The sequence below is a fragment of the Nocardia sp. NPDC059240 genome (assembly GCF_042753865.1).
Classification (GTDB): Bacteria; Actinomycetota; Actinomycetes; order Mycobacteriales; family Mycobacteriaceae; genus Nocardia.
Genome location: NZ_JBHZAC010000003.1, coordinates 661,857 through 674,008, shown reverse-complemented (window position 1 = coordinate 674,008; position 12,152 = coordinate 661,857). Strand labels below are relative to the sequence as shown.

Annotated in this window: 11 protein-coding genes; 6 read left to right on the top strand and 5 right to left on the bottom strand. The window is 69.4% G+C overall.

Going from position 1 to position 12,152, the window contains the following annotated elements; translation table 11 throughout:
• Positions 1-17: 17 nt before the first annotated feature.
• From ACFXHA_RS13400 to ACFXHA_RS13390, 3 genes are all read left to right on the top strand, one after another.
• Positions 18-2,411, top strand: coding sequence for an Ig-like domain repeat protein (locus ACFXHA_RS13400; protein ID WP_379356203.1), 2,394 nt, complete (start codon positions 18-20; stop codon positions 2,409-2,411).
• A gap of 85 nt (positions 2,412-2,496) precedes the next feature.
• A complete protein-coding gene (locus ACFXHA_RS13395; protein ID WP_379356201.1) occupies positions 2,497-3,450 on the top strand; it encodes a metallophosphoesterase family protein in 954 nt (317 codons plus the stop codon).
• Between the two features lie 87 nt (positions 3,451-3,537).
• Positions 3,538-4,614: an XdhC family protein gene (locus tag ACFXHA_RS13390; protein WP_379356677.1), complete on the top strand. Its 1,077-nt coding sequence runs from the start codon at positions 3,538-3,540 to the stop codon at positions 4,612-4,614.
• A 21-nt stretch (positions 4,615-4,635) separates the two neighbouring features.
• On the opposite strand, the gene ACFXHA_RS13385 is transcribed toward ACFXHA_RS13390, so the two are convergent.
• Together ACFXHA_RS13385 and ACFXHA_RS13380 are read right to left on the bottom strand one after the other, a co-directional pair.
• Entirely contained in the window at positions 4,636-4,848 is a 213-nt protein-coding gene (locus ACFXHA_RS13385; RefSeq protein WP_379356199.1) for a cold-shock protein, read from the bottom strand.
• Positions 4,849-5,003: 155 nt separating this feature from the next.
• Positions 5,004-5,594 carry an SRPBCC family protein gene (locus tag ACFXHA_RS13380; protein ID WP_379356197.1) on the bottom strand — a complete coding sequence of 197 codons (591 nt, stop codon included), beginning with the start codon at positions 5,592-5,594 and terminating at the stop codon, positions 5,004-5,006.
• A 136-nt stretch (positions 5,595-5,730) separates the two neighbouring features.
• Here ACFXHA_RS13380 and ACFXHA_RS13375 point away from each other — a divergent pair, with 136 nt between their 5' ends.
• The gene (locus tag ACFXHA_RS13375; protein WP_379356195.1) at positions 5,731-6,303 is read left to right on the top strand and encodes a TetR/AcrR family transcriptional regulator; all 573 of its coding nucleotides are present in this window, start codon (positions 5,731-5,733) and stop codon (positions 6,301-6,303) included.
• Between the two features lie 19 nt (positions 6,304-6,322).
• Here the strand turns inward: ACFXHA_RS13375 and ACFXHA_RS13370 are convergent, their stop codons facing one another.
• The 3 genes from ACFXHA_RS13370 to ACFXHA_RS13360 are packed head-to-tail and all read right to left on the bottom strand — an operon-like array spanning position 6,323 to position 10,112.
• A complete protein-coding gene (locus ACFXHA_RS13370; protein WP_379356193.1) occupies positions 6,323-8,569 on the bottom strand; it encodes a xanthine dehydrogenase family protein molybdopterin-binding subunit in 2,247 nt (748 codons plus the stop codon).
• Complete coding sequence (locus ACFXHA_RS13365) at positions 8,566-9,573, bottom strand: FAD binding domain-containing protein (protein WP_379356191.1); 1,008 nt, start codon at positions 9,571-9,573, stop codon at positions 8,566-8,568. The genes ACFXHA_RS13370 and ACFXHA_RS13365 overlap by 4 nt, the downstream gene beginning before the upstream one ends.
• The gene (locus ACFXHA_RS13360) at positions 9,570-10,112 is read right to left on the bottom strand and encodes a (2Fe-2S)-binding protein (protein WP_379356190.1); all 543 of its coding nucleotides are present in this window, start codon (positions 10,110-10,112) and stop codon (positions 9,570-9,572) included. Before ACFXHA_RS13360 ends, ACFXHA_RS13365 begins: the two co-directional genes overlap by 4 nt.
• 248 nt (positions 10,113-10,360) lie before the next feature.
• Here ACFXHA_RS13360 and npt point away from each other — a divergent pair, with 248 nt between their 5' ends.
• Together npt and truB are read left to right on the top strand one after the other, a co-directional pair.
• Positions 10,361-11,035 carry a 4'-phosphopantetheinyl transferase Npt gene (gene npt / locus ACFXHA_RS13355; RefSeq protein WP_379356675.1) on the top strand — a complete coding sequence of 225 codons (675 nt, stop codon included), beginning with the start codon at positions 10,361-10,363 and terminating at the stop codon, positions 11,033-11,035.
• Positions 11,035-12,066, top strand: a complete 1,032-nt coding sequence (truB, locus tag ACFXHA_RS13350) for a tRNA pseudouridine(55) synthase TruB (protein ID WP_379356188.1) — start codon at positions 11,035-11,037, stop codon at positions 12,064-12,066. The genes npt and truB overlap by 1 nt, the downstream gene beginning before the upstream one ends.
• The last annotated feature ends 86 nt before the right edge of the window (positions 12,067-12,152 follow it).

The window sequence follows — 12,152 nt, the reverse complement described above, 5'->3', positions numbered from 1 at the left end:
GCCGTCCACGTAAAGCCATGCACGCCTTCGATCCCAACGACTATCGCAAACGTGTCCTCGCCGCCGTCGAACGCCGGGGCGGGCCCGAGGAGTCGGATGCCTTCGAGCTCTACGATATTCCGATCGCCGAGGCCGCGCGGCTGAGTGACGCCGAGGTGGCGGCGCGGGTGCAGCAGGTGTGGACGCTGTGGCAGAAGCTGCGCGACCATCCCAAGTTCCGGGTGCTGGCCGGGCTGCTGGTGGACGCGCACCGGGAGCTTTCGGAACCCTTGCTGGAGACCGGGTCCCGGCTCATCGAGGCCGACCGGGTGCGGCAGTTGCGGGCGCGGCGTGAGGCCGAACGCTTCGAGATGCTCGATGCCGCGATCGACCGGCTGGTGCAGCGCCACGGCGGCATTCCGGCCGGCAAGATTCCCGGGTTGGAGGACATCGGCCGCATGGGCGGGCTCACCCCCGCCGAGATCGCCGCGCACGTCCGCCGCCACCGCATCATCGACGAATCACCCACGCCCGCACCGCCTCCGGCCGCACCCGCCCTGACCCCCGAACGCCGCCGCCAGATCCGCAAACTACTGCTCGAACTCGAGCGGCTGCGCGACGACGACCCGGTCCCCACCCTGCTGTCCGTGCTCGGCCTGACCTTCGCCGACGCCCACCACACCGTCGAAATCCGGCTGCGCGCCGACGCCTGGCGCGCCCGCACCCGCGAACTCCCGCCCGGCCGCCTCCGCGTCGTCCTCGACGAACTCCTCATCCACATCGCCGACCTCCTCGAGCCCGGCGGCAACCTCGTCGACGCCTACCTCCAATCCGTCATCGACGACGTCACCGACCAACTCCGCCCCCAGGTCCGCGCCGCCGTCCTCGTCGAAGACCTCCTCGTAGCAGCCGATTTCGACTACCTCCTCGGCGAAGCCATCACCGCCGGCCTCGACCGCCCCACCTCCGAACGCCTCCTCATCTCCCTCACCGACGAACTAGGCACCGTCGTCGAAGGCCGCGAACACCTCGCCGCCTCACCCGGCGGCACCGCGCTGAGGACCGCCGGTGGCTCCGCGGGACACACTGCCGATCGCACCGGATCGTCTGCGGCCGCAGACAGGTCGGGACGCGGATCGGCGGGTGATAGTGGCGCGCGGGGAGATTCGGGAGAGGTCGGAGGTTCGACGTCGAGCGAGTCGGTGGAAGGCGGTGGGGCGCGGCAGGATTCGCGGCGGGATGCGGGTGCGGCGGCGGGTGCGCCGGATCCGGCGCACTGGCAGCGGACGCCCTACGGCGGTGGCGGGCGGGATGATGCGTCTGGAACGGCCGGGAATCTGACGGGTGCGCGGGCCGCGCGGCCGTGGGAGGCGGCGTTGCAGGCGGCGCGGGGGGCTTTGCGGGCGGGGCGGCCGCGGGCGGCGGCCGGGTTCGTCGAGGACGCGCGGCGGGGCGTCGGCGACGATGTTACCGGCGCGAAGTCGGTGCGGGCGGTGGGCGATGAGGTCGAGCGGGTGTTGGCCGAGGCTCAGTTGCGTTGGCGGGCGGCCGTCTCCGCTTGTGCGGGACGGCGATTCGTGGAGGCGTTGACCGAGCATCTGGATTTCCTGGAGCGGCGGGCCATGGATGTGGCGAATCCGGATCCGCACGGGGCCAGCCGGGAACTGCTCAGCGGCAGGGCGCGGGCGGCGGTCATCCAGGCCGGGCGGATGTTCGAGGCCGCGCCGCCGGAGCCGCCGGACGCACGGCTGCGGGCGGTGCTGGACGTGCTGGAGGTGTGTGCCGATCACGCGGAGGCGCGAGCGGCGTTGGCGCAGTTGCGAGTCGGTGCGCCCGGCCGGGTGAGCGCCAGCCGCAAGCCGGACGGGACCGTGGTGATCGCCTGGCTCGCCTCGGCCACCGAACAGGTGGAATACCGGGTGACCCGCTTACTGGTCGACGGGTCCTGGCGGGTGGTCGGCCGCACGCGCGGCATCGCACTCGAGGACGGCGGAGCGGGTTCGACGGGAGCCGTGCCCGTCTACGGCGTGGTCGCGTCCGTCTCCGGAAGAACCTCCGAAATGACCCGCTCCGACGGCCGATCCGACGCCGACGCGGGGGACGGCGCCGCCGATGACCGCCCCAGCGGCATGCCCACCGTCCGCGGCCTGACCGAACAGCGCGGCCTGCTGGTCTTCGAATGGCCGACGGGCATCACCGAGGTCATGGTGGTGGCCCGCCCCGACGCGCCACCGGTCGACCCGCACGATCCGCACGCCCGCCGCTGGAAGATCACCAATATGCGCTACGAGATCGAGGGCGGCGTCCGCATTCCACCCGAAATCCCGCGCCCCTGCCACATCGCGATCGCCTCCTGCCGCCGCGAGCCCACCGGAAGCCTCACCGTCGCTACCGGCTTCGCCGCCGCGGCCCGCATCCGCTGGGTGCGCTGAGCGCTGCTCGCGGCGGGCGTGGGAATCTGGTGGGGGCCGGGGCTGTTGCCGCAGTGATCGGTCGTGAACAGAGAGGCGGAACCGGGTGACTCCGAAGTTGATGGCGGTGAGCGACATCCATGTCGGTCATCAGGGCAACAAGCCGGTGGTCGAGGCGATTCGCGCGGATTCTCCCGAGGACTGGCTGATTCTGGCCGGTGACGTCGGGGAGAAGACCGATGACATCCGCTGGGCGCTGGAAACCCTGCGCGGCCGCTTCGCCAAGGTCATCTGGGTGCCCGGCAATCACGAATTGTGGACCACCGCAAAGGATCCCGTGCAGATGCACGGTGCGGGCCGCTACGACTACCTGGTGTCGCTGTGCCGCGACGTGGACGTGCTCACCCCGGAGGACCCGTTCCCGGTGTGGGAGGGCGCGGGCGCGGAGCACTACGGCGGCGCGGTGACGATCGCACCCATGTTCCTGCTCTACGACTACTCGTGGCTGCCCGCCGGCGCGAAGACCAAGGCCGAGGGCCTGGCCATCGCCAAGGACCGCAATGTGGTGGCCACCGACGAATACCTGCTGTCGTCCGAGCCGTATCTGACCCGCGACGCCTGGTGTCACGCCCGCGTCCAGTACACCCAGCGCCGCCTCGACGCCCTGCCCGCGGAGACCCCGCTGGTGCTCGTCAACCACTGGCCGCTGGTCCGCCAGCCGGTCGACATGATGTGGTACCCGGAGTTCGCGCTCTGGTGCGGCACCGATCTCACCTCGGATTGGCACGTCACCTACAACACCGTGTGCATGGTCTACGGCCATCTGCACATCCCCCGCACCACCTGGTACGACGGTGTCCGCTTCGAAGAGGTCTCGCTCGGCTACCCGCGCGAATGGCAGCGCCGCGGCGTGCCCGACCCGCTGCTGCGCCAGATCCTGCCGGTCCCGGACTACGGCGACACCCTCAACGAGTGGGGCGGCCACTTCAAGGTCACTCCCGAAATGCGTGCCGCGGGCGAGAAGATGAAGGCAGCCGCCGAGCGCCGCCGCGGCGTCTGACCGGTAGCCGCAACGCCGGTAGCCGTCAAATTGCCGTGCGCATGGCATGGCGTGCGCCAAGGCTATTGAGCTGTGAAGATAGGTGGCGTGCGGGATGTGCTGGCGCAGCTGATCGATCGGGTCCGGCAGGGTCCGGTCGCGCTGGCGCGAGTGGTGGCCGTGACCGGTGCCGGGCCGCGCGAACTCGGGGCCGCCATGGTCGTCACCGCGACCGGCGAGGTCCTCGGCTCCCTGTCCGGCGGTTGCGTCGAGGCCGCGGTCGTCGAATCGGCGGGTGACGTGCTGGCCACCGGATGCGCGGTGCTCGAGCATTACGGCTTCGCCGATCCGGACGGCATCGCCATCGGATTGACCTGCGGCGGTGAACTGGAAGTCTTCATCGAACCCGTCGGACCCGAGCGGCTGGCCGACCTCGAGGCACTCGAGCGGGCGATCCACGAGGGCTGCCCGGTCGCACTGACGACCACTCTCGACAGCTCTCCCGTCTGGCACTTGATCGGGCCCACCGGTGACGCCGCGACCGGCCGGAATGCGATCAGCCGGGACGCCGTGGCCATGGCCAGATCCGGCCGCACCGGCACGATCGGCTCCGCGGACTGCGAGCCGCCCTACCCGCCGCGCGCCTTCGTGCACAGTTTCGGTTCCCCCGCGCGCATGATCCTGGCCGGCGCCAATGATTTCGTCCGCGCCCTGAGTCGTCTCGGCGCGCAACTCGGTTACCGCGTCACCGTCGTGGATGCCCGCGAAACCTTCGCCACCCCAACCCGATTCCCCGCCGCGCAGCAGGTCGTGGTCGACTGGCCGCACCGCTATCTGCGCCGTGAACACGACGGCGGTCGGATCGACTCCCGCACGGTCGTCTGTGTGCTCACCCACGACGCCAAATTCGATGTCCCCATGCTCGCCGAGGCGCTCGAGCTCCCCGACCTGGCCTTCGTCGGCGCGCTGGGATCGCGTCGCACCCATCGCGACCGGGTGGCGCGCCTCGCGGCCGCGGGCATCGGACCCGAACGACTGGGCCGCCTGCGCAGTCCGCTCGGCCTGGATTTGAATGCCTCGACCCCCGACGAGACCGCGGTGTCCATCGCCGCTCAGATCATCGCGGAGGCGGGCGGAGCTTCGGGCCGTCCCCTCGCCGAGGCGGACGGCCCGATTCACCGCTGATTGCGATTTACCGCTGAGCGATCACTCCGGGCGGACCTGCTCGGCCTGCATGCCCTTCTGGCCGCGGGCCGCGACGAACGACACGCGCTGTCCGTCCTTGAGGGACCGGAAGCCATCGCTCTCGATCGCCTTGAAGTGGACGAACAGGTCATCGCCGCCACTATCCGGTGCGATGAAGCCGAACCCCTTCTCGTCGTTGAAGAACTTCACGGTCCCGCTCTGCCTGTCGGCCATAGCCAAACTCATTTCGTATGAGGGGGGACGAGCAATGACGGTCAGGTAGCCCGTCACTTTCTTGATCATCCCTTGTCGGGCCATCGCGGGAGGGTTTCTCGAGCGGTGAGCCCCAACGGGGATTGCCGTCGACAATACGACTCTCCGGCGCGACCTCAGTGTTCCACGGCGTGGCGCAGGTCGGTGAGCCATGCCTCGAGACCCATGCCCAGGAAGCCGGTTGAGGTCGAAATGTCCGCTTCTACCTGGGCTCCCCGCCAGTTCTCCTCGGTCTGGACGAGGACGCCGTCGGCGACGGCAGTGAAGGTCCACACATGCGTGCCACCTTCGATATTCAGCCCGTCGCCGACGGCGGGTCCGGTCCAGCGCAGGCATTGCCGGTCGACGACCTGCTGGACGGTGGAGGTGATGCCGAGCGTGGTCGCCGGCGTCGAGGCGGAGGCGGGGACCGGCGTGGTCCAGTGGAAGCTCGAACCCGGCTGCAGCGGGCCCGAATCCAGGCGCTGCACGGTGGCGACCGGCGGCTGCCAGGCGGGCCAGTGTTCGACATCGGTCTGCAGGTTCCAGACGGTGTCCAGGGGCGCCTTGATGAGTGCCTCGGTGCGGTAGTGGATGGGCGCGCTGGTGTCGATGGTCTGACCCTCGCAGGACAGCGGCGCAGGGTCCGGGGTGTCGGCGGTGGCGGGAGTGGTTGTGGCGCCGAGGATTCCGGCGGCCAGTGCGATGCCGAGAAGGGTGCGGTGCATGATGCTGCTCCTGTTTCGCGAATCGGTTAGATGCTATCGAGTTAGTTAGAACCTATAACTGGACTCTGGTTAGAGTCAATAGGAAAAGTGATAACCTCTAACTGAACGAGGCCGAGCCGACGAAGGAGCTGCTGTGGTGGGTGCGACGAGTTCGCGGGAGCGCTATCGCGAGCAGATCCGCGCGGAGATCAAGGAACGCGCCTGGGAGCAGATCGCGACCTCCGGCGCTTCGGCCTTGTCGCTCAATGCGATCGCCAAGCAGGTCGGTATGAGCGGGCCCGCGCTGTACCGGTACTTCGCCGGGCGCGACGACCTCATCACCGAGCTCATTCGGGACGCCTATCGCAGCCTGGCCGACGCCGTCCGCGCGGCCTTCGACGCCGGTGCCGACGTGGCAGGGATCGCACAGGTGATCAGGGAATGGGCACTGTGCGATCCGCAGCGCTATTTCCTGATCTATGGAACGCCGGTCCCCGGTTATCACGCGCCCGCGGACACCACCGTCATCTCCGACGAGATCATGACGGTGCTCAGCGCCGCCCACGCCCGGCTGCCGGTGCGCGCCGAGCAGGCTCTGCCCCGGGCCCTGTCGTTCTGGACTCGGGTGCACGGCGTGCTGTCACTGGAACTGGCCGGGCATTTCACCGGGATGGATTTCGACCCGGCCGTGCTGTTCGCCGCCGAGGTCGACCAGCTGGTGAACGGCTGACGCTCGGCGGCAACGCCTTTCAGAGCAAGTGCTCGATGCGGACCGGGATCTCGTGCAGGTGTTTGCCGGTGGCATGCGAGATCGCGTTGATGATGGCCGCCGCGGCACCGATCATGCCGAGCTCGCCGAGTCCCTTCACGCCCAGCGGATTGACGATCCCGTCGGTGACTTCGACGAAGCTGATATCCACCTCCGGCGCGTCCGCGTTCACGGGCAGCAGATACTCCAGCAGTGAGGGATTGGCCCACGCGCCGGTGCGCGGATCCGGCAGCGTCGCCTCCATGAGGGCTTGTGACAGCCCCCAGTTCATCCCACCGAGCACCTGGCTGCGGGCCAGCTTCGCATTGAGCACCCGGCCGGGCGCGTACGCGCCGACCATGCGTCGCACCCGGACTAGCCCGAGTTCCGGATCGACCGCCACCTCGGCGAACTGGGCCCCGAAAGTGATGCGGCCGAAGGGCAGATCGGTGGCTGGCGGATGCCAGGTGCCGATGGTCTCCACATCGGTGAGGTGATGCCGCGCCAGCAGCGCCGAATACGTCTCGCCCACCGCGGGATTGGAGCGCACCCGCAGCCGCCCGGCGACGGATTCGATCTCCAGCGCGATCCGTCCGTGCAGCGGCGATTCCGGGTCGCCGACCGCCAGCGCGATCACCTGGCCGCGCAGCTCCGTGCATGCGGTGTGCACGGCCGCACTGATCATCCCCGCGCCCATGGACCCGACAGCCGCGGCGATGTTCGGGTAGTCGGTGTCGCCGATATCGACTCGGATGCGGTCGAATTCGATGCCCATGGCGTCCCCGGCCACCTGTGCCATGGTGGTGGCCACGCCGGTGCCGAACTCCTGGGTGCCCGCCTGCACGATCAAGGCTCCGTCGGCCAGCAGGCGTGCGTGCGCCCGCTGTGGTTGTCCCGGTTCGTACACCGGGTATCCGGCGGTGGCCATGCCCCAGCCGATGAGCCAGTTTCCGTCGGTGCGGGCCGGGCCGCGCCCGGACTCGGCCGACCAGCCGAAGCGTTCGGCGGCGACGCGCACGCATTCGGCGTACCCGTCGGAGCTCCACGGATGCCCGCTCTCCGGGTCGATGGTGGCGTGGTTGTGCAGCCGTAATGCCATGGGGTCGCGCCCGATCACGGCCGCGAGTTCGTCGACGGCGCACTCCAGGGCGAGCATGCCCGACGCTTCGCCGGGGCCGCGCATGAAGGTCGGGGTCATGGTGTTGCCGCGGATCAGGCGATACTGCCCGTCCCAGTTCGGGATCGCGTACGCCTGCCCGGCCACGCCCAGCGACACCTCGGCCCAATTGTCGAAAGGTGAAGTGACCGAGAGCTTGTGGTGCCGCAGGCCGGTGAAGGTGCCCCGGTCGTCGCAGGTGAGGGTGACCCGTTGTTCCTGTTCCTCGCGTAATCCGGTGCCGTAGAACATCTGCTCGCGGGTGAGCACCACCTTGACCGGCCGCCCCAGTTCGCGGGCCAGCATGGGTGCGAGGGTGACGTGCGGCCACATCAGTGCCTTGGCCCCGAAACCGCCACCGACATAATGCGATATGACGCGCACGTGGCCGGGCGACATGCCCAGGTAGGCGGCCACGGTGGCCTGGGTGGCCGCGACGCCCTGGGTGGCGTCGTAGACGGTGACGGTGTCGCCGTCCCAGCTCGCGGCGGTCGCCGAGCATTCGATGGGATTGTGATGGTTGGCGGCGAAATGGTAGGTGGGATCGACCGAATGGGCGGCTGTGGCGAGCGCGGTATCGAAGTCGCCACGCGACTGCACCGCCGGCACGAGATCGCAGAACACCTTCTCGGGTTGATACTGCGCGTGCCGTCCGTCCGCGAGCCGGATGAGCGGGTGCCCCTCGTCGTAGCGTGCGGTGACGAGTTCGGCCGCGTGTTGCGCGATTTCGAAGGTATCCGCGACCACCACCGCGATGGGCTGCCCGTAGTAGTGAATCGTGGTGTCCTGCAAGGGGAAGAACGTCTGCCCGGGCGCGGGTCCGCCGAAACCGGAGGGCCACTGCGACGGGATCGCCGCCACCTTCGGCAGGTTCTCGTGCGTGTAGACCGCGACCGCCCCGGCCGCCAGCGCGGCGCTGGAGTCGACGGACAGCACTGTGCCGCTGCCGATTCGCGCGCCCACCAGCACCGCGTGCGCAAGTCCGTGCAATGGCACCTCGGCGGTGTACTGCGCCGCACCGGTCACCTTGGCGCGCCCGTCGATGCGATCGAAGCCCTGCCCGACCAGTGGCCGTGCGGCGGTGGCGGTCATCGTTTGCCTCCCGAATGCAGCTGCTGCGCCACCGTTTCCAGTGCCCGCACCAAGGTCCGCTGGGCGAGTTCGGCTTTGAAGGCGTTCATCGGATGCGAGGTGTCGGCGGCCTGCAGTTCGGTCGCGGCCGCTTTGGCGAAGTTTTCCCGGGTCGCCGAGACGCCGATCAGCATTTGCTCGGCGATGCGGGCCCGCCACGGTTTGGTGGCGATGCCGCCCAACCCGATTCGCACATCCAGCACGGTGCCGTCCGCGACGCTCAGCGCCACCGCCGCCGAGGTGAGCGCGAACTCGTAGGACTCCCGATCCCGCACCTTCAGATAGTGCGAATTGCGTGCGAACGGCAGTGCGGGCACGTCGATGCGGGTGATCAGTTCGTCGGCCGCGATCGGGTGTTCGAGGTGCGGGGTCGTGCCGGGCAGCAGGAAGAAATCGTCGAAGGCGATGGTGCGTTCGCCGCGCGGCCCCCACACGGTGACCGTCGCGTCCAAGGCGACCAAGGGGATCGCCACGTCCGAGGGATGAGTGGCGAAACACTTCGGGCTGGTACCCAGGATCGCGTGCCCGCGGTGCAAGCCGTCGACCGCGTCACAGCCGGAGCCGGGTTCGCGCTTGTTGCAAGCACTTTCGGGTTCGCGGAAGTAGGAGCAGCGCACCTTCTGCATGAGGTTGCCGCCCATGGTGGCCATATTGCGCAGCTGCGCCGACGCGCCCTTCCACAGTGCCACCGACAGGAACGGATAGCGTTCGATCACACCGGGTTCCGCGGCCACCTCGCTCATCTTCGTCAGCGCGCCGATGCGCAGTCCGCCGTCGGGGGTGTGGGTGATACCGCCCAGTGGCAGCCAGGTGATGTCGACGATATTGTCCGGCTGCATCGCGCCGATGCGCAGCATGTCCACCAGGGTGGTGCCGCCTGCGAGGAAAACCGTTGCGGGCCTGGAGGTCACGGTGCTGACGGCCTGCTCGACGGTGGTCGGCCGGGCGTAGGCGATGGGCTTCATCGCTCACCGTCCTTGCGGCGCATGGCATCCCGGCCCTGACCGACCGCGTCGCGGATGTTCTGGTACGCGGCGCACCGGCAGATATTGCCGCTCATCCATTCCGCGATCTCGGTCCCGGATTCGGCGTGGCCCTCCTCGATGCATTTGATGGCCGACATGATCTGCCCGGGAGTGCAGTAGCCGCACTGGAATCCGTCGGCCTCGAGGAAGGCCTGCTGCACCGGATGCAGCCGATCCCCGTCAGCGATGCCCTCGATGGTGGTGATCTCGCGGCCCTCGGCGGCCAGCGCCAGCGTCAGGCAGGCCAGCACGCGCCGATTGTCGATCCAGACCGTGCAGGCTCCGCAGCCGCCCTGATCGCAGCCCTTCTTGGTGCCGGTCAGGTGCAGATGCTCGCGCAGCGCGTCCAGCAGGCTGGTGCGCGGTTCCAAGACCGTGTAGTACTCGTGGCCGTTGACGCGCAGGGTGGTCATGGTGCGGGTGGGCCCGATGAATTCGGCCGGTGCGATCCCGGTCCGTTTCGACGGTTCGACTGTCATGCCTCGCCTCCTGCCTCGCGGACTCAGGAGTGCCGCGACGATTGCCGGACTGCGGTTGGGATGAGCTGGCAAAAGCCTAGCAACGTTCGCGGGAGCGCGCGCGGCGGCGATCGGGGCCCGCACGAGTGGCCGAGTGGTCCCGGCCTGCCCGGTAGGCTCGATCCGGCAGTGCAGGACGCGAGAATGCAGGACGCGAGCAGGAGGCGGTCATCGAGGAGCGGGCAGTCGCGGCGACGGAGTCGGCGCGCATACTCGGCAGGATTCTGCCCAACGGGGTCGCCGCGGCCGAACTGACGGTGTACCCGGCGGACCTGAAACCGCATCCCGGCGAGGAGCATCTGATCGCCCGCGCGGTGGAGAAGCGGCGTCGCGACTTCATCGGCGCGCGGTATTGCGCGCGGCAGGCACTCGAACAGCTCGGTGAACCGGCGGTCGCCATCGGCAAGGCCGAGGACGGGGCGCCGGCCTGGCCGCGCGGCATCGTCGGCAGCCTGACCCATTGCGACGGGTACAAGGCGGCCGCGCTCGGGCACAAGCTGCGGGTCCGGTCCATCGGCATCGACGCCGAACCGCACGACCGGCTGCCCGAGGGGGTGCTGGATTCGGTGAGCCTGCCGCCCGAACGCGAATGGCTGGCCGCCGTGCTGTCCGGCACCGATCTGCACCTGGATCGGCTGCTGTTCTGCGCGAAGGAGGCCACCTACAAGGCGTGGCGGCCGCTGACCGGCCGCTGGCTCGGATTCGAGGACGCGCACATCACTTTCACCGTGGACGAGGAGTCCGCGGGCGGCGGCGCGGGCACCTTCCACACCGACCTGCTGATCCCCGGTCAGGTGACCGACGGCGGCACCCCGCTGAGCTCGTTCGACGGCCGCTGGCTGATCAGCGACGGCCTCATCCTGACCGCGATCGTGGAGGCCTGATGGGAACCGAACCCGGCACCCTGCCCGCTGTGGACGAGCGCGACAAGCCCGCCGAGGGCAAGCGGGACAAGCGATCTCGTGAGCCGCGCCCGCCCCGGCGGGAGAAGCTGCCGCCGCTGGTGGACGCGTTCGGCGGCCTGGTCATCGTCGACAAGGACGGCGGCTGGACCAGTCACGACGTGGTCGCCAAGGGGCGAGGGCTGTTGCGCACCAAGAAGGTCGGGCACGCGGGCACCCTGGACCCGATGGCCACCGGCGTGCTGGTGCTGGGCGTGGAGCGGGCCACCAAACTGCTCGGGCAGCTGATCCTGACCACCAAGGCCTACACCGCGACCATCCGGTTGGGGCAGTCCACGATCACCGACGATGCCGAGGGCGAGGTCACCGCGACGACCGCCGCCGGTCATGTCACCGATGCCGAGATCGCCGCGCACATCGCGGAATTGACCGGCGATATCCAGCAGGTCCCCGCCACGGTCAGCGCGATCAAGATCAATGGAGAGCGCGCCTACGCCCGCGCCCGCGCGGGTGAAGAGGTGGAACTGGCCGCGCGGCCCGTCACGGTGAGCCGCTTCGAGGTGCTCGCCCGCCGCGATATCGACACCGGCACAACGCAGTTCGTGGATCTGGATGTCGAGGTGGCGTGCTCGTCGGGCACCTACATTCGCGCCCTCGCCCGCGACCTGGGTGAAAAGCTCGGCGTCGGCGGGCATCTCACCGCGCTGCGCCGCACCCGCGTCGGCCCCTTCACCCTCGAACACGCCCGCACCCTCGAGCAGTTGGCCGCCTCTGCCGCGGCGGGCGAGCCGATGCTGAGCCTGGACATCGACGCGGCCGTGCGCACCGCCTTCGAGGTCCGCGAGATCAGCGAGGCCGAGGCGGGGGATCTGCGCAACGGCCGCTGGCTGGAACCGATTGGTCTGCAAGGCGTCTACGCCGCCGTCGATCCGGCCGGGCACGCGGTCGCGCTGATCAAAGAGTCCGGCAAGCGCGCCGCCTCGGTGCTGGTGGTACGTCCCGCCAATCTCTGACACTGCCCAACCGCCGACCCGGCGCTGCCCAAATCCGCACGCGGGTCGCGCGGCGGGCGCACCATGGAAAGGTCGTCCGGCCGCGT

Excerpts from the sequence above, each read along its gene's own strand:
- ACFXHA_RS13400 (WP_379356203.1), top strand. The coding sequence starts at position 18 with ATGCACGCCTTCGATCCCAACGACTATCGCAAACGTGTCCTCGCCGCC.
- ACFXHA_RS13385 (WP_379356199.1), bottom strand. The coding sequence starts at position 4,848 with ATGGCCGACAGGCAGAGCGGGACCGTGAAGTTCTTCAACGACGAGAAG.
- ACFXHA_RS13380 (WP_379356197.1), bottom strand. The coding sequence starts at position 5,594 with ATGCACCGCACCCTTCTCGGCATCGCACTGGCCGCCGGAATCCTCGGC.
- ACFXHA_RS13370 (WP_379356193.1), bottom strand. The coding sequence starts at position 8,569 with ATGACCGCCACCGCCGCACGGCCACTGGTCGGGCAGGGCTTCGATCGC.
- ACFXHA_RS13365 (WP_379356191.1), bottom strand. The coding sequence starts at position 9,573 with ATGAAGCCCATCGCCTACGCCCGGCCGACCACCGTCGAGCAGGCCGTC.
- ACFXHA_RS13360 (WP_379356190.1), bottom strand. The coding sequence starts at position 10,112 with ATGACAGTCGAACCGTCGAAACGGACCGGGATCGCACCGGCCGAATTC.
- truB (WP_379356188.1), top strand. The coding sequence starts at position 11,035 with ATGGGAACCGAACCCGGCACCCTGCCCGCTGTGGACGAGCGCGACAAG.